We start from the raw sequence: 18,309 nt of genomic DNA on the forward strand, positions 1-18,309 counted from the left end.
AAGGGCAGGCCGCACAGCATGCGGCCCCGGGCGCCCGTTTCTCACTCGAACGGGCGGCACCGGGGCCGTGATTGATCTTCCTTAACGAAGATCCCTTCGGAAGATCAGACCTTCGTCCACGCCTCCGTCAGCGTCGCGCGCAGGATCTGCTCGATCTCGTCGAAGGTCTCCTGATTCGAGATCAGCGGCGGGGCGAGCTGGACGACCGGGTCGCCGCGGTCGTCGGCCCGGCAGTACAGGCCGTTCTCGAAGAGGGCCTTGGAGAGGAAGCCGTACAGGACGCGCTCCGTCTCCTCGTCGTTGAACGACTCCTTGGTGTGCTTGTCCTTGACCAGTTCGATGCCGTAGAAGAAGCCGTTGCCGCGGACGTCGCCGACGATCGGCAGGTCGTGCAGCTTCTCCAGGGTCGAGCGGAAGGCGCCCTCGTTGTCGAGGACGTGCTGGTTGAGGTTCTCGCGCTCGAACAGGTCGAGGTTGGCCAGGCCCACCGCGGCCGACACCGGGTGGCCGCCGAAGGTGTAGCCGTGCAGGAAGGTGTTGTCGCCCTTGTAGAACGGCTCGGCCAGGCGGTCCGAGATGACGCAGGCGCCGATCGGGGAGTAGCCCGAGGTCATGCCCTTGGCGCAGGTGATCATGTCCGGGACGTAGTCGAACTTGTCGCAGGCGAACGTCGTGCCCAGGCGGCCGAAGGCGCAGATGACCTCGTCGGACACGAGCAGGACGTCGTACTGGTCGCAGATCTCGCGCACCCGCTGGAAGTAGCCGGGCGGCGGCGGGAAGCAGCCGCCGGCGTTCTGCACCGGCTCCAGGAAGACCGCGGCGACCGTGTCCGGGCCCTCCATGAGGATCTGCTGCTCGATCTGGTCGGCGGCCCAGCGGCCGAAGGCCACGGGGTCGTCGCCGAACAGCGGGGCGCGGTAGATGTTGGTGTTGGGGACCTTGTGCGCGCCCGGGACGAGGGGCTCGAACGGTGCCTTCAGGGCCGGCAGGCCGGTGATGGACAGGGCGCCCTGCGGGGTGCCGTGGTAGGCGACCGCGCGCGAGATGACCTTGTACTTGGTGGGCTTGCCGGTCAGCTTGAAGTACTGCTTGGCGAGCTTCCAGGCGGTCTCGACGGCCTCGCCGCCACCGGTGGTGAAGAAGACCTTGTTGAGATCGCCCGGCGCCTGGTCCGCGAGACGCTCCGCGAGCTCCACGGCCTTGGGGTGGGCGTACGACCACACCGGGAAGAACGCCAGCTCCTGCGCCTGCTTGAAGGCAGCCTCGGCGAGCTCCACGCGGCCGTGTCCGGCCTGGACCACGAACAGACCCGCGAGACCGTCGAGGTAGCGCCTGCCCTTGTCGTCGTAGATGTAGGTGCCCTCACCCCGGACGATCGTCGGGACGGGGGAGTTCTCGTACGAGGACATGCGGGTGAAGTGCATCCACAGGTGGTCGTACGCGGTCCTGCTGAGGTCCTTGGAGCTGTCGGTGCTCACGATTATCGGGTTCCCCACATGTAGGTCTGCTTCTTGAGCTTGAGGTAGACGAAGCTCTCGGTGGAGCGCACTCCGGGGATGGCTCGCATGTGCTTGTTGATGACCTCAAGGAGGTGGTCGTCGTCCTCGCAGACGATCTCCACCATCAGGTCGAAGGAGCCCGCGGTCATCACCACGTACTCGCATTCCGACATGGCGCTCAGGGCGTCGGCCACGGACTCCACGTCACCCTCGACGTGAACGCCGACCATCGCCTGTCTGCGGAAGCCCACGGTGAGCGGGTCCGTGACGGCGACGATCTGCATCACGCCCTGGTCGAGCAGCTTCTGGACGCGCTGGCGCACGGCCGCCTCGGAGAGGCCGACGGCCTTGCCGATGGCGGCGTACGGCCGGCGGCCGTCCTCCTGGAGCTGTTCGATGATGCCGAGGGAGACGGCATCCAGATGCGGGGTGCCGCCGTTCCTGGACTCGCGGCTCTCCCGTGAGTCCCTGGGGTCTGCGCTTCGACTGGCCACGAGCTCACTGTGCACGACGTCTCGACAGTTCCGCAAGGTCGAGGCGATGAAATTCGTTGTTTACGTGACTGAGACCTGCGGATTTCGCAGTGATGGCGGGATCGGGGGTGTTGAAAACGTGGCTCTGCCGATTAGGGTGGGTATCTCAGTGAGTGGACAGTTCAACCTTGACAGGAGGCCGGCAGTGAGCACCGAGCTGCGTCGTCTGCGCAACCACATCGACGGTGAGTTCAAAGACGCCGCCGACGGACGGACCACCGACGTGGTCAACCCCGTGACGGGCGAGGCCTACGCGACCGCACCGCTGTCCGGTAAGGCGGACGTGGACGCCGCGATGGCGGCCGCCGCCGCGGCCTTCCCGGCCTGGCGCGACACGACCCCCGCCGCGCGCCAGAAGGCCCTCCTGAAGATCGCGGACGCGTTCGAGGAGCGGGCCGAGGAACTCATCGCGGCCGAGGTGGAGAACACGGGCAAGCCGATCGGGCTCACCCGCTCCGAGGAGATCCCGCCGATGGTCGACCAGATCCGCTTCTTCGCGGGTGCGGCCCGGATGCTGGAGGGGCGCAGCGCCGGCGAGTACATGGAGGGGCTGACCTCGATCGTCCGACGTGAGCCGGTCGGCGTCTGCGCGCAGGTCGCGCCGTGGAACTACCCGATGATGATGGCCGTGTGGAAGTTCGCGCCGGCGATCGCGGCGGGCAACACGGTCGTGCTCAAGCCGTCGGACACCACCCCGGCGTCGACGGTCCTGATCGCCGACATCATCGGATCGATCCTGCCCAAGGGTGTCTTCAACGTCATCTGCGGCGACCGTGACACCGGCCGGCTGATGGTGGAGCACCCGACCCCGGCGATGGCCTCCATCACCGGGTCCGTGCGCGCGGGCATGTCGGTGGCCGAGTCGGCGTCCAAGGACCTCAAGCGCGTCCACCTGGAGCTGGGCGGCAAGGCGCCCGTCGTCGTCTTCGAGGACACCGACGTCGCCAAGGCCGTCGAGGAGATCTCCGTCGCCGGCTTCTTCAACGCCGGCCAGGACTGTACGGCCGCCACCCGCGTCCTGGTCCACGAGGGCGTCCACGACGAGTTCGTGGCCGCGCTGGCGAAGACGGCGTCGGAGACCAAGACCGGTCAGCCCGACGACGAGGACGTGCTGTTCGGCCCGCTCAACAACCCGAACCAGCTCAAGCAGGTCGTCGGCTTCATCGAGCGGCTGCCCGCGCACGCCAAGGTCGAGGCGGGCGGTCACCAGGTCGGCGACAAGGGCTACTTCTACGCCCCGACCGTCGTCTCGGGCCTCAAGCAGGACGACGAGATCATCCAGCGGGAGGTCTTCGGCCCGGTCATCACCGTCCAGTCCTTCTCCGACGAGGACCAGGCCGTGGAGTGGGCCAACGGCGTCGAGTACGCCCTCGCCTCCTCCGTGTGGACCAAGGACCACGGTCGCGCGATGCGGATGTCCAAGAAGCTCGACTTCGGCTGCGTGTGGATCAACACCCACATCGCGCTGGTCGCGGAGATGCCGCACGGCGGCTTCAAGAAGTCCGGCTACGGCAAGGACCTCTCGGGTTACGGCTTCGACGACTACACGCGGATCAAGCACGTGATGACGTCGCTGGAGGCGTAGTCCGTACGGCGTGACGCGCGGCCCCGGACGGGAGTTGACCGTCCGGGGCCGCGGTGTTCCGCCCGCAGAAGGGCCCTAGGACTTCGCCCGGACCAGCCCCGCGTCGTACGCCGTGATCACGGCCTGGATGCGGTCGCGGGCGCCGATCTTGGCGAGGACGCGGCCGACGTGCTTCTTGACGGTGGACTCGGTGAGGACGAGGCGTTCGGCGATCTCGGTGTTGGTCCAGCCCTGGCCGATGGCGACCAGGACCTCACGTTCGCGGTCGCTGAGGGTGCGCAGCCGGGGGTCTTCGGCCGCGGGGGCGTCCGCGGGTGCGAGGACCTGGTGGGCGTAGGCGTCCAGCAGGCGTCGGGTCAGGCGGGGGGCCACGACGGCGTCGCCGGTGGCGACGGCGTGGATGCCGGCGACGAGTTCCTCGGGGCGGGCGTCCTTGAGCAGGAAGCCGCTGGCGCCGGCCCGCAGACCTTCGTAGGCGTACTCGTCGAGGTCGAAGGTGGTCACGATGAGGACGCGGGAGCGGCCGCCGGCGGCGATGATGCGGCGGGTGGCCTCGAGGCCGTCCATGCCGGGCATGCGGATGTCCATGAGGACGACGTCGGGGCGCAGGCGCGCGGCCAGCCGGACCGCCTCGGCGCCGTGCTCGGCCTCGCCGACCGGTTCCAGACCGGGCGTTCCTTCGAGGAGCATGCGGACGCCCATGCGCTGCAGTGGCTGGTCGTCCGCGATCAGCACGGTGGTCATGGCAGAGGGTCTCCTGGTGCCGGCGGGTTGGGTGCGGCGGGTACGTCGAGCACGACGTCCACCATCCAGCCATGGCCGGCCTCACGGGGCCCGGCGATGACGGTGCCGCCGTACATGGCGGCCCGCTGGCGGATGCCGACCAGGCCGTGCCCGGGGTCGTCGGCACGCGATTGCGACACCGCTCGTGCCGGCGCGCCGGGAGGCGTGCCGGTGTCGGTGACCTTGATCCGTACGGTGCCGGCCTCGGCGGTGACGGTGACGTCGGCGGTGGTGCCCGGGCCGGCGTGCTTGAGCGTGTTGGTGAGGGCTTCCTGGACGACGCGGTACACGGTGAGCTGTACGCCGCCGCTGAGGGAGTCAAGATCACCCACGGTCCGGTAGGTCACCGCCGGTCCCGCCGCGCGCACCCGCGTCAGCAGCGGGTCCAGATCCCCGATGCCGGGCTGCGGACTGAGTATCCGTACGTCGTCCCGCTCCTCGCGCAGGACGCCCAGCACGCGGCGCAGTTCGCTCATGGCCTGGCGGCCGGTGTCGCCGAGGATGCGCAGGGCCTCGGTCGACTGCTCGTTCCGGTTGGCGGCGAGGGTGGCGGCGCCGTCGGCGAGGCTGACCATGACGGAGAGGTTGTGGCCGACGATGTCGTGCATCTCGCGGGCGACCCGGGAGCGTTCGGCGGCGGCGGTGAGCCGGAGGCGCTGGTCCTGCTCGATCTCCAGGCGGCGGGCGCGGTCTTCCAGTGTCGCCAGGTACATCTGGCGGATCCGCAGGGTCAGGCCGATGGCGACGGCCGCGGTCGTCGTGCCCAGCAGGAAGAAGCTGCCGAGCAGCGGATGTTCGATCGGTACCAGGACGAAGGCGGCCAGCAGCAGTTCGACGGCGGTGAGTCCGACGGCCCAGCCCAGTACGCGCAGGGAGCTGTTCCGGGCCAGGGTGTAGAGGGCGATGAGTGCGCTGATGCCGGTCGGCAGCCAGATCCCCAGTGACCACTGGACGAGGGACACCGACGCGATCACGAAGTAGGTGACGGCGGGAGCCTTGCGGCGCCACCACAGGGGGATGACGAGCGCGGCGACCAGGACGAACAGGACCGCGGCCGGCAACTGGTCGCGGGTGTCCTTGTCCCCGAAGGGGGAGTCGCCGTTGCCCCGGAGCAGGTTGGGCAGCGTGATGGCCAGGACGATCAGCACCACCGCGGTGTCGAGCAGCCACGGAAGCCGGCGGTCGAGCCGTCGCCTGCGGCTCTGGTCGCGCAGCAGCCGCCCCAGGAGCGGATGCGCCCAGACGGCGTCGAAGCCGGAGGACGACGGGGCCGCCTCCCGGGCGGTGTCCGCGGGGGCTGCCGCGCGGTGCGGGCTCATGGACACCATTGTCCTCGTGCCCGGCTCAGGCGTCGGTCTTGACGAGTCGGTAGGCCGCCCCGGCGAGCGCCAGGGCCACCCAGCCGGCGAAGACCGCGAGTCCCGTGCCGGGTGAGAGGGCGTCCGAGGACTGGTGCAGGGCGTAGACGGCCGAGCCGGCGTTGCTGGGGAAGTAGGGGCTGAGGGTGTCGTACCAGGAGTCGGGCAGCAGGGACGCCAGGCCGGGCAGGATCAGCAGGATGCCGGCCAGGGCGGCGATGGCTCCTGCGGACGAGCGCAGCAGCACGCCCAGGGCCACGCCGAACACGGCGACCAGGCCGAGGTAGAGGCCGGCGCCGGCCAGGCTGCGCAGCACACCGTCGTCGCCCAGGGACAGCGCGATCTTCTCGCCGTCCAGGCCGGGGACGCCCAGCTGGAACGCGGCGAGTGCGCCGAGGGTGGTGAGAACCAGGGCGATGGGGCCGATCACGGCGGCCTTCGACCACAGGACGGGCAGCCGTCGCGGAACCGCCGCGAGGGTGGCGCGGATCATGCCGGTGCTGTACTCGCCCGCGGCCAGCAGCACCCCCAGCACGCCCACGGCCAGCTGCGCGAAGGACACGCCGGTCAGGGCCAGGCTGACCGCGTCGCTGTCACCGGAGCCCGATCCAGGCCCAGGGGGCCCGCCGGTCCCCACGGCGTCGGGGCTGTAGGTGTAGCTGGAGATCGCCCCGAAGAGGACCAGCAGGAACACGGCGACGCCCAGGGTGATCCAACTGGAGCGCAGTGACCAGAACTTGGCCCATTCCGAGCGCAGCACCCGCGGTCCGGTCACCTTGTACCGCGTGGGGGAGACGGGTGTCCTGGGCTCGGGTGCCGCGGAAAGGTTCGGGCGCTCGCCCGAGCCCCGGCTGCGGCCGCGACTGCGGCGGTGTGCGGTGGTAGGCATCAGGCGGCCTTTCGTTCGGTGTCGGCCGGACCGCTCTGGTACTCGACGACATCGCGGGTGAGGTCCATGAACGCCGCCTCCAGGGAGACGGACTGCGGGGTGAGCTCGTACAAGGCCACCCCGTGCTCGGCGGCGATCGCCCCGATCTCCCGGGCGTCGCGTCCGGTGACGATCAGTTCCTCGGCGGAGGAGGAGCTGATCGTGACGTCCGGGCCGGCCAGCAGCGAGCGCAGCCGCACGGCGTCGGCGGTGGCCACCTTCACACCACCGCCTCCGGCCTCCCGGGTGAAGTCGTCGACCGTGGTGTCGGCGAGCAGCCGCCCGCGCCCGATGATCACCAGGTGGTCGGCGATCAGCGCGGTCTCGCTCATCAGATGCGAGGAGAGCATCACGGCCCGGCCCTCGTCGGCCAGAGAGCGCAGCAGGTTGCGCACCCACAGCACGCCCTCGGGGTCGAGGCCGTTGACCGGTTCGTCGAGCATGACGATCGCCGGGTCGGCCAGGAGCGCCGAGGCGATGCCGAGCCGCTGGCCCATACCGAGCGAGAAGGCGCCCACCCGCTTGCCGGCCACGCTGGTCAGCCCGGCCAGCTCGATGACCTCGTCCACCCGTCGGCGCGAAATGCCGTGGGTGTAGGCGAGCGCCATCAGGTGGTTGAAGGCGCTACGCCCGGGGTGGACGGACTTGGCCTCCAGCAGGGAGCCGATCTCGTGCAGCGGCGCGGCGTGCCGGGCGTAGGAGCGGCTGTTGACGGTGACCGAGCCCCTGGTCGGGGAGTCCAGGCCGATGATCATGCGCATGGTGGTGGACTTGCCCGCGCCGTTGGGGCCGAGGAAGCCGGTCACCTCGCCGGGCTTCACGGTGAAGCTCAGGTTGTCGACCACCGTCTTGTCGCCGTACCGCTTCGTCAGTTCGCGCGTTTCGATCATGGGAGTGGGCCTTTCCTGCCTGAACTCGGCCGCGGATGCACCGCGGTGTCTGCGTTCGAACCTAGGAGCGCGGCAGGCCCGATCTCTGGGACCCCGGGGGAATCTTCGGGCGGTGAGTGGTACCGGGGTACTACTCACCCCGGCGCAGGGATCGCGACCCTCCGCTGACTTCGGGGTGAGGAACGCCGTACCCCGATCCCGGCGCGCCCGCCGCGCGACGGCGTAGCCGGGGCACAGCGTCCTCTCGGCTGGTTCCCCGGCGGCTGACCTCGGCCTCCCAGGTCGTGCGGCAAGGATCGGCGGCGTCCTCCACCTTCCGTCGACGACCGGCGGTGTCCTCCGCCTTCCGTCGACGGGAGGACTGACAGCGGACTCCCCGTCAGTTCCCAGCTTTCTCCCCGCGTTTCCCCTGCCGCGCCGGTCAGAGTCGACCGCGCCTGCCGACAGAGAGCGGGCGCGCACGGGAGCCGCCCCACCGCCCCCCATCGCCTGAGGAACCCATGACGCATACAAGCAGTGGCCTGCGTACGGCTCGGCGTTTTCAGCTGCCGGTACCGGCCGGCGCCCATGGACCGACCGCCACGCGCACACCGACCGTGGAGATCGTCGTCCCCGTCTACAACGAGGAACGCGCCCTGCCCGGCTGTGTCCGCACGCTGCACGCCCGGCTGCGCGACGAGTTGCCCTATCCCTGGCGGATCACCGTCGCGGACAACGCCAGCGTCGACCGCACCCTCGCCGTGGCCGAGGAGCTCGCCGACGCGCTGCCCGGTGTCGGCGTCGTCCATATGGAGCGCAAGGGCCGCGGTCTGGCGCTGCGCACCGTGTGGGGTGCGAGCGACGCCGACATCGTCGTCTACATGGACGTCGACCTCTCCACGGGCCTGGACGGGCTGCTGCCGCTGATCGCCCCGCTGGCCAGCGGCCATTCCGACCTCGCCATCGGCAGCCGCCTCGCGCCCGGCGCCCGTACGGTGCGCGGCCCGCGCCGCGAGCTGATCTCCCGCTGCTACAACGCGTTGATCCGCCACACCCACGGCGCCCGGTTCAGCGACGCCCAGTGCGGATTCAAGGCCGCCCGCACCGACGTGCTGCGTCCGCTGTTGGCCAAGACCCAGGACGACGCCTGGTTCTTCGACACCGAACTGTTGCTGCTCGCCGAGCACAACGGACTGCGCATCCACGAGGTCCCCGTCGACTGGGTGGAGGACGTCGACACCCGGGTGGACGTCGTCACGCTCAGCCCGCTCGACGAGCAGGCCAAGGGCGCCGAACTCGACGTCGTGGAAACCGTGGGAGATCCCGACCGCCTGCTCCAGGTCGTCACCAACCTCCTGTCCAACGCACTCGTCCACACGCCTCCCGGAACGCCTGTGGACGCACGCGTGGGCACGGCCCGCGCGGGGGCGGAGACGGGCGGCACCGACCGCCCCGGCCGGACTAGCGCCTCCCCGCCCCTGCCCGAGGGCACGCCGGTCTGTGTCATCGCCGTCGTCGACCGGGGGCCCGGCCTGCCACCGCAGGAGGCCGAGCGAGTCTTCGAGCGCTTCTACCGCGTCGACCCCTCCCGCTCCCGTGACCACGGCGGCAGCGGCCTCGGCCTCGCCATCGCCACGGCGATCGCCCAGGGGCACGGCGGCCGACTCGAGTTGGACACCGGACCAGGTGAGGGATGCACGTTCCGTCTGGTCCTCCCGCTGGGCGACGCCGCCCGGCCGGCCTGACGGCAGGGTGTTCTCGGCGCTCACGGGAACGCCCGGCTCGCCCCCGCTACTTGAGCGCCGCCCGGGCTATCCGCTCCGTCACGGGGTTCATGTCCTCGCTCTTCGCGTCCGTCGCGCCGACGGACACGACCAGCGTCCGCGAGAGGTCACGGGTCGCGGCGATCACCGTGCCGTAGCCGTACCGGGCGCCCGACTTGAGCCAGTAGACCCGGCCCTCGAACTCGAGGCGCTGCAGACCGGCGCTCATGTCGGCGCCCTCGATGCCCCTCGGGACGGTGAACATCTCCTTCAGCTGCGGCCGCGGCACCAGGTCGCCGCCGAAGAGGCGGTTCACCAGCCGCTCCAGGTCGGCGGTGGTGGAGATCATGTCCCCGGCCGCCCACCGGTCGGCATGGTTCCAGTCGGTCACGTCGACGAAGTCCGTCGTGCCGTCGGCCCGCTTCACGAGCTGGTAGCCGAGGTTGTGCGGGCCGCGGATCGCCGGGTCGGTGCCGGGGAAGTACGTGTCCCGCATCCCGGCGGGCAGCAGTACGCGCCGAGTGGCCTCCGAGGCGTACGAGTGGTGGGTCACCTTCTCGATCAGCAGGCCGAGGACCGTGTAGTTGATGTTCAGGTAGTGCTGCTGCTTCCCCGGACGGAACTCGGGTCCTTTCGCCACCGCCGATGCCACGACCTGGCGGGGCATCAGTGTGTCGAAGCGGTGCGCGTACACCTCGTCGAAGGTGTCCCCGAGTGCGTCTCCGGGCTGGATGCCACTGGTGTGGTTCAGCAGCTGCCGTACGGTGATCGGCTTGAACTTCCGGGTGAGCAGGCCCGGGAGGTAGTGCTGAACGGGCGCGTCCAGGCGGATTCTTCCCTCCGCCGCGAGCTGCAGGACGACCGCCGCCGTCACCACCTTCGTCGTCGAGCCGGCCCGGAACCGGGCGTCCGGGTCCGCCGCCCCGCCGCTCTCCAGGTCGTGCACGCCCGCGCTGCCCCGCCAGGTGCCGTCGGTGCCGCCGACCCGGACGAGGGCGAAGGTCGCGTCCTTGTCCGGGAGGCCGCCGAGCGCGGCGCGCAGGGCGGCGGTGTCCAGGTCGCCGGTCGTCGTGGCGTGCGCGGCGGCCGGGGCGGGCGAGGTCGCGGCGAAGGCTGGGACCGCCAGCGGGCCCGCGCCGAGGGCGAGAACGAGGGACGCGGCGAGGAGGGTCGTGCGACGGGAGGTGCGCATGCGGCTGCTCCAGAGGTCTGGCGGGCAGGTGGTTGTGATCATCCTCCGGGCGTACGGCGTCCACCGGATCGTCGGCGAGGAGGGTTCCCGCCCCTGACCCGACCCCGACCAAGTGCCGTACAGAACAAGGGAGTTGTCAGGGGAGACCCCTAAGGGCGGGAAAAACTGTTATCCCGGCGGCCTTCACGCCGTCTCCGCACTGTGATGCCGGACATACGACAGTCCCGGCCCGCCTGAGAGGGTGCGTGCACAAGAAATCCGACCTCGACCGTCACACCGGTCACCGAAAGGGCATCGTGGACACGCGGCACTGGAGCTCCACCATCGCGGCGGCGCAGGACGGTGACCGGCAGGCGCTGGACGAGCTGGTCGCGGGCTGGCTGCCGCTGGTCTACAACATCGTCGGCCGGGCCCTGAACGGCCACGCCGACGTGGACGACGTCGTGCAGGAGACCATGCTGCGGGCCGTCGGCAACCTCGGTTCGCTGCGCGACCCGGACAGCTTCCGGTCCTGGCTGGTGGCGATCGCCATGCGGCAGATCCGGGACCGGGCCCGCCGCCGGACGCCCGCCCCGCTGGACGAGTCGACACCGCACGAGGCCGCCGACTTCGCCGAACTCACCGTGCTGCGCCTCCAGTTGGAGGGGGAGCGGCGCGAGGTCGCGGAGGCGGTGCGCTGGCTCGACGACGAGGACCGGCAGTTGCTGTCCCTGTGGTGGCTGGAGGTCGCCGGCGAACTCACCCGGCGTGAGCTGGCCGCGGCCGTCGGCATCAGCAGGCAGCACGCCGCCGTGCGTGTCCAGCGGATGAAGGAGCGCCTGGAGACCTCGCGCGGCATCGTCAGGGCCCTCGACGGCGCCTGCCCGGACCTGCGCGAACTGACCGCCCGCTGGCCCGGCCGCCCCGACTCCGTGTGGCGCAAGCGGCTGGCCCGGCACATCCGCGGCTGCGGGTACTGCGGCGACGCCCGCGAGTCCGTCGTACCGGCGGAGCGCCTGCTCGTCGGGATCGCGCTGGTCCCGCTCCCGGTCGGCTTCACGCTCTCCCTCGCCCTCGGCGGCAAGACGGCCGTGGCCGCCACGGCCGCCGGCACCTCCGTCGGCTGGTCCGCCAAGGTGCTGAGCGCGCTCACCAAGCCGGCCGTCGCCGTGACCGCGGGCGCGACCTTCGTCGCGGGCGGCGCGTACGTCGTCACCCGGCCCCCGGACCCCGCCCCGCCCCCGCGCGCGGCCGTCACCGCCCCGAGCCGGACGGCCACCTCCGCCCCGCCACCGCCCTCGGCCTCCCCGACTCCCACGGCCCCGCCGTCACCGACCCGGCCGAAGAAGACCGACCTGTACGGCACCGTCGTCGACGCCGTCGACCGGGCGCCCGACCCGAACGCCGAGCCGGCCGCCCTGCCGCACCGGCCCGAGAGCGGCATCACCAGCAGCGGCGGCGCGCACGCCACCATGAACCACCGCGGGGACAGCGTGAAGCTCAGCGGCCGGGGCTATGTCCTCGTCCGCTGGCAGATATCGCCGCAGTACCGGGCCGGCGGCCTGGTCATGCCGGCCTGGACCGGTCTGCGGGGCGAGCTCTTCCATGTCGCCTCGGGCGGCGGCCGGCGCATGGACGACCCGGTCGGCGCCACCGACGGTTCCGCCACCGGCATGGGCGACTCGGCCACCGGCTACGCCGTCCTGCCGTCCGGCACCCAGCAGATGTGGCAGAACGAGTACTTCTACGTCGACGGCAGCGTCACCCTCACCGTGAACGAGCGCGGCGCCGACTACGGCCTGAACGTCTTCCCGTCGAGTTTCGACGCCGTGGAGAAGGACGTCACGACGGGCCCCGACCGGGGCGCGAAGCGCTACGGCCTGGTCCGCGACACCGGCAAGGACGACGCACCCGTGCCGCAGTACGTCACGCGCGCGACCCCGGCCGATCCGGCGACCGTCTCCCAACGCTCCCGCGTGTAGCTCCCCGGCTCCGGTGGCCGCGGGGCCCGCGATCAGTCGCCGTCGCCGTCGCGCGGAGCGCTGTCGCGTAGGGCGCCGTCACGCAGGGCGCACAGGATGTCGACGCGGTTGGTGGTGATCGAGTCGACGCCCATGCCGACGAGGCGGCGCATGGAGCGCAGGGTGTCGGGGGTCCAGACGGAGAGCAGACAGCCGTCGGTGTGGACGCGCTCGGCCAGGGCGCGATCCACCAGCCCGAAACGGTAGTTGAGCCAGCGCGGGCGCACCGCGTCCAGCAACGCGGGCCGGGGCGGGGCCAGCGAGGTCCAGGTCAGCGCGATCTCGGCGGCCGGGTCGGCGGCACGCACGGCGAGCATGGCCGGGGCGCCCGCGCAGTAGTACACCCGGTCCCGCGCCCCGCACTCCCGCACCACGTCCGCGACCCGGCGGGCCGCCCGCACGTCCGGCGTGCCCGGCAGGTCGAGCAGCACCCGGCTGCCGTCGGTCGCGGTCAGCGCCTGAGCGAGTGTCGGTACCCCGCCGTCCGTGAGCCCGCGCACCTCGTCCGCCGACAGCGACCGCAGTGGCCGTTCGTGCTCCCACAGCCGCTTCAGCGTGTCGTCGTGCAGCAGGACGGGCACGCCGTCCCGGGTGAGCCGTACGTCGATCTCGACCGCGTCCGCGCCCCGCCGGAGCGCGGACCGCAGCGAGTCGACGGTGTTCTCACGGACGCGGTAGGGGTCGCCGCGATGGGCCACGGCGGTCAGCTTCTGCATGCGCCCATTGTGGTCGGGTCAGGGGGCGAGCCAACCAGAGGTGTACGTGTCGATCTCGTCCTTGATGCGGGTCTTGCCGGCCTCGTCGAGGAACGAGACCTCGACCGCGTTCTTCGCCAGCTCGGCCAGTCCACGCTCGTCGAGGTCCAGCAGCCGGGCGGCGACGCCGTACTCGTTGTTGAGGTCGGTGCCGAACATCGGCGGGTCGTCGGAGTTGATCGTGACCAGCACGCCGGCGTCCACGAAGTCCTTGAGGGGGTGCTCGTCGAGCGTGCGCACCGCGCGCGTGGCGATGTTGGAGGTCGGGCACACCTCCAACGCGATCCGGTGCTCGGCGAGATGGGCGAGGAGCTTCTCGTCGCGTGCGGAGCTGGTGCCGTGTCCGATGCGCTCGGCACGCAGGTGGGTGAGCGCGTCCCACACCGTCTGGGGGCCGGTGGTCTCGCCGGCGTGCGGAACGGAGTGCAGGCCGGCGGCGATCGCCTGGTCGAAGTAGGGCTTGAACTGCGGCCGGGGTACGCCGACTTCGGGCCCGCCGAGCCCGAAGGACACCAGGCCCTCCGGACGCAGACGCTCGTCGGTGGCCATCCGTACCGTCTCCTCGGCGGACATCAGACCGGCCTCGCCGGGGATGTCGAAGCACCAGCGCAGGACCGTCCCGAACTCGGCCTCCGCCGCCTTGCGGGCGTCCTCGATCGCCTCCATGAAGGCGAGTTCGTCGATGCCGCGCCGGGTCGAGGAGAACGGGGTGATGGTCAGCTCGGCGTACCGCACCTGCTGCCGGGCCAGGTCCCGGGCGATCTCGTACGTCAGCAGCCGGACGTCCTCCGGCGTGCGGATCAGGTCGACGACGGACAGGTACACGTCGATGAAGTGGGCGAAGTCCGTGAAGGTGAAGAAGTCGACCAGGGCCTCGGGGTCGGTGGGGACCTTGGAGTCGGGGTGGCGGGCGGCCAGCGTGGAGACGATGCGCGGAGAGGCGGAGCCGACGTGGTGCACATGGAGTTCGGCCTTGGGCAACGACGCGATGAAGGCCTGCAGATCGCGTGGGGCACGGGCGTCGACGAGGTGCTCGGTCATGGGGGCCTCCCCGGGGCAGGGCGCCGGGCACCGGTCGGGTGCGGCGCGGGTGATCGGCTGATCGAGTGCGGTGACATCGTAGGCGGTGGGCGGGGTGGAGCCCCCTGCGGGCTGCGCCGGGACCGGCCGCCGAGGCGTGGTGGCCAGGCCGTAGCATGGCGGCAGGAACGACCTAGGGGGACATGGCATGACGGACGCAACTCAGCCGAGCGGGGAGGCCGGTGGGGGCCACGACCCCTGGGCGCCGCCGGAGAGCAGACCGTCCCTGGACAAGAACCAGGCACCCGGTTCCGGCCAAGCCCCGGGCACCGCCCCGGCCCCCGGTTCACCGCCCCCGTCCGTACACGACCAGGCCACGGTCACCTCGATGCCCGCCGACGGGTACGCGGCACCCGGCTACACCCCGCCCGGCTACCCGCCGCCCGGCACCGCCTCCCCGGGCGCGGACGCTCCCGGCGCCGCTCTGCCTCCGCCGCCCGTCGCCCCCACCGGCCCCACGCCTCCCGGCGGTTACGGATACCCGTCCTACCCCCCGGGCTACGGCTGGCCCGGTATGCAGGCGCCCCCGCAGAACGGCATGGGCGTCGCCGCGATGGTCCTGGGCATCCTGTCCTGCTGTCTGTTCTGCCTCTACGGCATCGTCTCGATCGTGCTCGGCATCCTCGCCGTGATCTTCGGCCTCAAGGGGAAGAAGCGGGCCGAGCGCGGCGAGGCCGACAACCACGGTCAGGCGCAGGCCGGCCTGATCACGGGCGTCATCGGCATCATCCTCGGTGTCGCGGTCATCGTCCTGATCGCCATCGGGATCACGGCCGCGATCAACATGGACGACGAGTACGACGACACCTACGGCGCCTTCCGGGCCGGTCCCGTGTCCGTGCTCACGAACGACTGAGGCATCAGCCGGAGCGACCGCCGAGCCACTGCCGAACCAGCCGCGGAAGCAACTGCCTGATCCACCTGGCGAATTCACCCGTCGAAACGGTGCCCCCCGAGGTGAGCTGGGCCATTACGATGCCCTGGCAGTCAACGAGGGGAGCAGTTCATGTCCGACGCCAATCCCGGATCCGGTGGGTTCGGGCCACCGCCGTCGCAGCCACCGCAGCCGCCGCAGCAGCCGGCCGGGGGCTACGCCTATCCGCAGTCCGGATCCGCTCCGGGGTACGGCTACCCGAACCAGGGGCAGTCCTACGCCAGTCCGGCCCCGTCGTACCCGGCCGCCGCTCCGGTGGGTGCCTACCCGCAGATGCCCGGCTACGGCATGGCACCGCAGCCGAGCAACGGTATGGGTACGACCGGTCTGGTGCTCGGCATCATCGGCGTCGTGTGCAGCCTGACGTTCTTCCTGTGGTTCTTCGGGGTCATCCTCGGGATCCTGGGGATCATCTTCGGCGCGATCGGCCGCGGCAAGGCGGGCCGTGGTGAGGCGACCAACAGGGGCGCGGCGACCGCGGGACTCGTCTGCGGGATCGTGGCCACCGTGATCCTCCCGCTGCTGGGGCTTCTGCTCTTCGCGAGCTTCATGAGCGCCTTCTGACACCGCGGCTGAGGCGGGGCGGGCCCGACGGCCGGTCCCGCCTCAGATCGTCCCGCCGGCGAGGTCCGTCCGGTCGGCAAGGTCCATCCCGCCGGCGAGGTCTGTACGGCCCCTGAGGTCCGTCCCGTTCACGAGGCCGGTCCGCAGCCGCTCCCGTGCCTCCATCAAAGCGAACCCGAGCAGGTTCGGCCCCCGCCACCGCTCCGGATCCGAGGCCGCCGCGTCGTCGGCGGCGAGGCCGATGCCCCACACCCGGTCCACCGGGCTCGCCTCGACGAGCACTCTCTCACCCGTGGCCAGCAGGAACTCCCGCAACTCGGGATGCGCGGCGAACTTGTGCACGCTGCCCTCGACCACGATCCCGAACCGCTCGCGCTCCCACAGCGCCTCGTCGAAGCCGCACACGAGCCGCCCCGCCTTCTTGGCCTCGGCGGGGTGCCCCGCCGCCAGCACCCGCTGCTCGGCCTCCGCGTCGTCGAAGAGCCGCGCTTTGCGCGCCATCATCCAGTGCTCGGCGCTCGCGTAGGACACGCCGGACACCGTGAACGGCGAGGGCCACCACTGGCTCAGACAGCTCGGCCCCACCCTGCCGTCGCTCCGCGGCCGGTGTCCCCAGAAGTGCAGATACTTGATCCTGGAGCCGGCCCGGACCTCGCTGACCAGCGCGTCCCGCGAAGCGATCTTCCCCGTGATCCCTTTCATGCACGCGAGTCTGGCAGGCACCACTGACATTCCGTCCTACCTTTTCGCGGCCGACTCGACACCTGGTCGACAGATTCCGTCGCGTAACCAAAAGGCAACAACGGAATCACTTGTTGGACGCCCTTTGCTCTGTCAGGATCGGCATTCAAATCGAGCTGGAGCTACGCCACCCGCCTCCATGAACGCGGGGCGAGGGCGGAGGAGAGCGGCATGCACAACCCGGGCACTGTCACCCCGGACCGGTTCGCGGCCCAGGAGCGTTTCGCGGAGGGCGCCCAGTTCATCGCGGGCCGTCTCACGAAGGGAACCTCCGGCCGCACGCACGCGGTTGTAGACCCCTCGACCGGCGAGGAGGTGTTTACGTACGAGCTGGCGGGCGTCGCCGACGTGGACGCGGCCGTGGCCGCCGCCCGGGCGGCCTTCCCGGGCTGGTCCTCGATCACCCCGGGCGAGCGCTCCGACGCCCTGCACCGGTTCGCCGCCGTGCTGGCCGACCGTGCCGAGGACCTCGCCCGTGCCGAGTCCATGCAGTGCGGCAAGCCCCTCAAGCTGACCCGTGAGTTCGACGTGCCGGGCACGATCGACAACATCGCCTTCTTCGCCGGTGCCGCCCGACACCTCCAGGGCCAGTCCGCGGGCGAGTACTCCGGCGACCACACCTCGTACGTCCGCCGCGAGCCGATCGGCGTCGTCGGCTCCATCGCGCCCTGGAACTACCCCCTCCAGATGGCCGCCTGGAAGATCCTCCCGGCGATCGCCGCGGGCAACACGATCGTGCTGAAGCCCGCCGAGCTCACCCCCCTCACCTCGCTGCTGTTCGCGCAGGCCGCCACCGACGCCGGGATCCCCGACGGTGTGATCAACATCGTCAACGGCGCCGGCCGGGTGGCCGGTGAGCACCTCGTCGGCCACCCGGACGTGGCGATGACGTCGTTCACCGGCTCCACCGCCGTCGGCAAGCGCGTCGCCGAGATCGCCACCGCCACCGTCAAGCGCCTCCACCTGGAGCTGGGCGGCAAGGCCCCCTTCGTCGTCTTCGACGACGCGGACCTGGAGGCGGCCGTCAACGGCGCGGTCGCGGGCGCGCTCATCAACACCGGGCAGGACTGCACGGCGGCCACGCGCGCGTACGTACAGCGTCCCCTCTACGAGGCCTTCGTCGAGCAGACGGCCGCCCTCATGGAGACCGTCCGCCTCGGCGACCCGTTCGCCCCGGGCACCGACCTCGGCCCGCTGATCTCGCATGTCCAGCGCGACCGGGTCGCCGGGTTCGTCGACCGGGCGCGCGGCTACGCGCGCGTGGTGACCGGCGGCGAGGCTCCGAAGGCGGATCTCGAGAACGGTGCCTACTACCGCCCCACCCTGGTCGCCGACGCCGCCCAGAACAGTGAGATCGTCCAGTCCGAGATTTTCGGGCCGGTTCTGGTCGTCCTGCCCTTCGACACCGACGACGAGGGCCTTCGGCTGGCCAACGACACGCCGTACGGGCTGGCCGCCTCGGCCTGGAGCCGGGACGTCTACCGGGCGAACCGCGCCACCCGGGAGATCAAGGCGGGCTGCGTATGGATCAACGACCACATTCCGATCATCAGCGAGATGCCTCACGGCGGGTTCCGGGCGTCCGGCTTCGGCAAGGACATGTCCGCGTACTCGTTCGAGGAATACACCCAGATCAAGCACGTCATGTTCGATAACACTGCGGCGCCCCGCAAGGACTGGCACCGGACGATCTTCGGGGATCGACAGGGATAACCGGCTGCCTGA

General features: G+C 71.0%; 15 protein-coding genes and 1 pseudogene. 6 read left to right on the forward strand and 10 right to left on the reverse strand.

The genetic code is table 11. The features are described 5' to 3' along the window. Positions 1-104: 104 nt before the first annotated feature. On the reverse strand, positions 105-1,478 hold the full coding sequence (locus tag AB0H86_RS35245; protein ID WP_362448400.1) for an aspartate aminotransferase family protein: 1,374 nt from the start codon (positions 1,476-1,478) through the stop codon (positions 105-107). Positions 1,479-1,480: 2 nt separating this feature from the next. Next, on the reverse strand, positions 1,481-2,008 hold the full coding sequence (locus tag AB0H86_RS35250) for an Lrp/AsnC family transcriptional regulator (protein ID WP_362448403.1): 528 nt from the start codon (positions 2,006-2,008) through the stop codon (positions 1,481-1,483). A gap of 169 nt (positions 2,009-2,177) precedes the next feature. Here AB0H86_RS35250 and AB0H86_RS35255 point away from each other — a divergent pair, with 169 nt between their 5' ends. Continuing rightward, a complete protein-coding gene (locus tag AB0H86_RS35255; protein WP_362448406.1) occupies positions 2,178-3,617 on the forward strand; it encodes a gamma-aminobutyraldehyde dehydrogenase in 1,440 nt (479 codons plus the stop codon). Between the two features lie 75 nt (positions 3,618-3,692). Here the strand turns inward: AB0H86_RS35255 and AB0H86_RS35260 are convergent, their stop codons facing one another. From AB0H86_RS35260 to AB0H86_RS35275, 4 genes are read right to left on the reverse strand one after another with little or no spacing between them, the layout of a single operon-like run. Beyond that, a complete protein-coding gene (locus tag AB0H86_RS35260; RefSeq protein ID WP_362448409.1) occupies positions 3,693-4,361 on the reverse strand; it encodes a response regulator transcription factor in 669 nt (222 codons plus the stop codon). Next, positions 4,358-5,719 carry a histidine kinase gene (locus AB0H86_RS35265; protein WP_362448412.1) on the reverse strand — a complete coding sequence of 454 codons (1,362 nt, stop codon included), beginning with the start codon at positions 5,717-5,719 and terminating at the stop codon, positions 4,358-4,360. Before AB0H86_RS35265 ends, AB0H86_RS35260 begins: the two co-directional genes overlap by 4 nt. A 25-nt stretch (positions 5,720-5,744) precedes the next feature. Further along, the gene (locus AB0H86_RS35270; protein ID WP_362448415.1) at positions 5,745-6,647 is read right to left on the reverse strand and encodes an ABC transporter permease; all 903 of its coding nucleotides are present in this window, start codon (positions 6,645-6,647) and stop codon (positions 5,745-5,747) included. Further along, positions 6,647-7,576, reverse strand: a complete 930-nt coding sequence (locus AB0H86_RS35275; RefSeq protein WP_362448418.1) for an ATP-binding cassette domain-containing protein — start codon at positions 7,574-7,576, stop codon at positions 6,647-6,649. Before AB0H86_RS35275 ends, AB0H86_RS35270 begins: the two co-directional genes overlap by 1 nt. 500 nt (positions 7,577-8,076) lie before the next feature. On the opposite strand from AB0H86_RS35275, the gene AB0H86_RS35280 reads away from it, so the two are divergent. Next, positions 8,077-9,300 (forward strand): ATP-binding protein, encoded by a 1,224-nt coding sequence (locus AB0H86_RS35280; protein ID WP_362448421.1) that lies wholly within the window; start codon positions 8,077-8,079, stop codon positions 9,298-9,300. 46 nt (positions 9,301-9,346) lie between these two features. On the opposite strand, the gene AB0H86_RS35285 is transcribed toward AB0H86_RS35280, so the two are convergent. Beyond that, the gene (locus AB0H86_RS35285; RefSeq protein ID WP_362448425.1) at positions 9,347-10,510 is read right to left on the reverse strand and encodes a serine hydrolase domain-containing protein; all 1,164 of its coding nucleotides are present in this window, start codon (positions 10,508-10,510) and stop codon (positions 9,347-9,349) included. A 296-nt stretch (positions 10,511-10,806) separates the two neighbouring features. Between AB0H86_RS35285 and AB0H86_RS35290 the strand changes: the two genes are divergently transcribed. Continuing rightward, positions 10,807-12,471 (forward strand): sigma-70 family RNA polymerase sigma factor, encoded by a 1,665-nt coding sequence (locus tag AB0H86_RS35290; RefSeq protein ID WP_362448549.1) that lies wholly within the window; start codon positions 10,807-10,809, stop codon positions 12,469-12,471. Between the two features lie 32 nt (positions 12,472-12,503). Here the strand turns inward: AB0H86_RS35290 and AB0H86_RS35295 are convergent, their stop codons facing one another. After that, positions 12,504-13,226, reverse strand: coding sequence for a glycerophosphodiester phosphodiesterase (locus AB0H86_RS35295; RefSeq protein WP_362448428.1), 723 nt, complete (start codon positions 13,224-13,226; stop codon positions 12,504-12,506). Between the two features lie 18 nt (positions 13,227-13,244). After that, entirely contained in the window at positions 13,245-14,306 is a 1,062-nt protein-coding gene (locus tag AB0H86_RS35300; RefSeq protein WP_362448431.1) for an adenosine deaminase, read from the reverse strand. Between the two features lie 187 nt (positions 14,307-14,493). On the opposite strand from AB0H86_RS35300, the gene AB0H86_RS35305 reads away from it, so the two are divergent. Both AB0H86_RS35305 and AB0H86_RS35310 read left to right on the forward strand, forming a co-directional pair. Then, entirely contained in the window at positions 14,494-15,201 is a 708-nt protein-coding gene (locus AB0H86_RS35305) for a DUF4190 domain-containing protein (RefSeq protein WP_362448434.1), read from the forward strand. Between the two features lie 150 nt (positions 15,202-15,351). Next, positions 15,352-15,843 (forward strand): DUF4190 domain-containing protein, encoded by a 492-nt coding sequence (locus AB0H86_RS35310; RefSeq protein WP_362448437.1) that lies wholly within the window; start codon positions 15,352-15,354, stop codon positions 15,841-15,843. 141 nt (positions 15,844-15,984) lie between these two features. Here AB0H86_RS35310 and AB0H86_RS35315 read toward each other — a convergent pair. Continuing rightward, positions 15,985-16,575: pseudogene (locus AB0H86_RS35315) on the reverse strand (NADAR family protein); the annotation flags it as partial. Positions 16,576-16,755: 180 nt separating this feature from the next. Between AB0H86_RS35315 and AB0H86_RS35320 the strand changes: the two are divergent. Then, positions 16,756-18,297, forward strand: a complete 1,542-nt coding sequence (locus AB0H86_RS35320; RefSeq protein WP_362448440.1) for a gamma-aminobutyraldehyde dehydrogenase — start codon at positions 16,756-16,758, stop codon at positions 18,295-18,297. The last annotated feature ends 12 nt before the right edge of the window (positions 18,298-18,309 follow it).

The organism is Streptomyces sp. NPDC050997 (assembly GCF_040660135.1).
GTDB lineage: Bacteria > Actinomycetota > Actinomycetes > Streptomycetales > Streptomycetaceae > Streptomyces.

Coding starts and splice junctions, on each gene's coding strand:
- AB0H86_RS35285 (WP_362448425.1), bottom strand. CDS start 10,510: ATGCGCACCTCCCGTCGCACGACCCTCCTCGCCGCGTCCCTCGTTCTC.
- AB0H86_RS35295 (WP_362448428.1), bottom strand. CDS start 13,226: ATGCAGAAGCTGACCGCCGTGGCCCATCGCGGCGACCCCTACCGCGTC.
- AB0H86_RS35275 (WP_362448418.1), bottom strand. CDS start 7,576: ATGATCGAAACGCGCGAACTGACGAAGCGGTACGGCGACAAGACGGTG.
- AB0H86_RS35270 (WP_362448415.1), bottom strand. CDS start 6,647: ATGCCTACCACCGCACACCGCCGCAGTCGCGGCCGCAGCCGGGGCTCG.
- AB0H86_RS35305 (WP_362448434.1), top strand. CDS start 14,494: ATGACGGACGCAACTCAGCCGAGCGGGGAGGCCGGTGGGGGCCACGAC.
- AB0H86_RS35320 (WP_362448440.1), top strand. CDS start 16,756: ATGCACAACCCGGGCACTGTCACCCCGGACCGGTTCGCGGCCCAGGAG.
- AB0H86_RS35310 (WP_362448437.1), top strand. CDS start 15,352: ATGTCCGACGCCAATCCCGGATCCGGTGGGTTCGGGCCACCGCCGTCG.
- AB0H86_RS35280 (WP_362448421.1), top strand. CDS start 8,077: ATGACGCATACAAGCAGTGGCCTGCGTACGGCTCGGCGTTTTCAGCTG.
- AB0H86_RS35300 (WP_362448431.1), bottom strand. CDS start 14,306: ATGACCGAGCACCTCGTCGACGCCCGTGCCCCACGCGATCTGCAGGCC.
- AB0H86_RS35260 (WP_362448409.1), bottom strand. CDS start 4,361: ATGACCACCGTGCTGATCGCGGACGACCAGCCACTGCAGCGCATGGGC.
- AB0H86_RS35265 (WP_362448412.1), bottom strand. CDS start 5,719: ATGAGCCCGCACCGCGCGGCAGCCCCCGCGGACACCGCCCGGGAGGCG.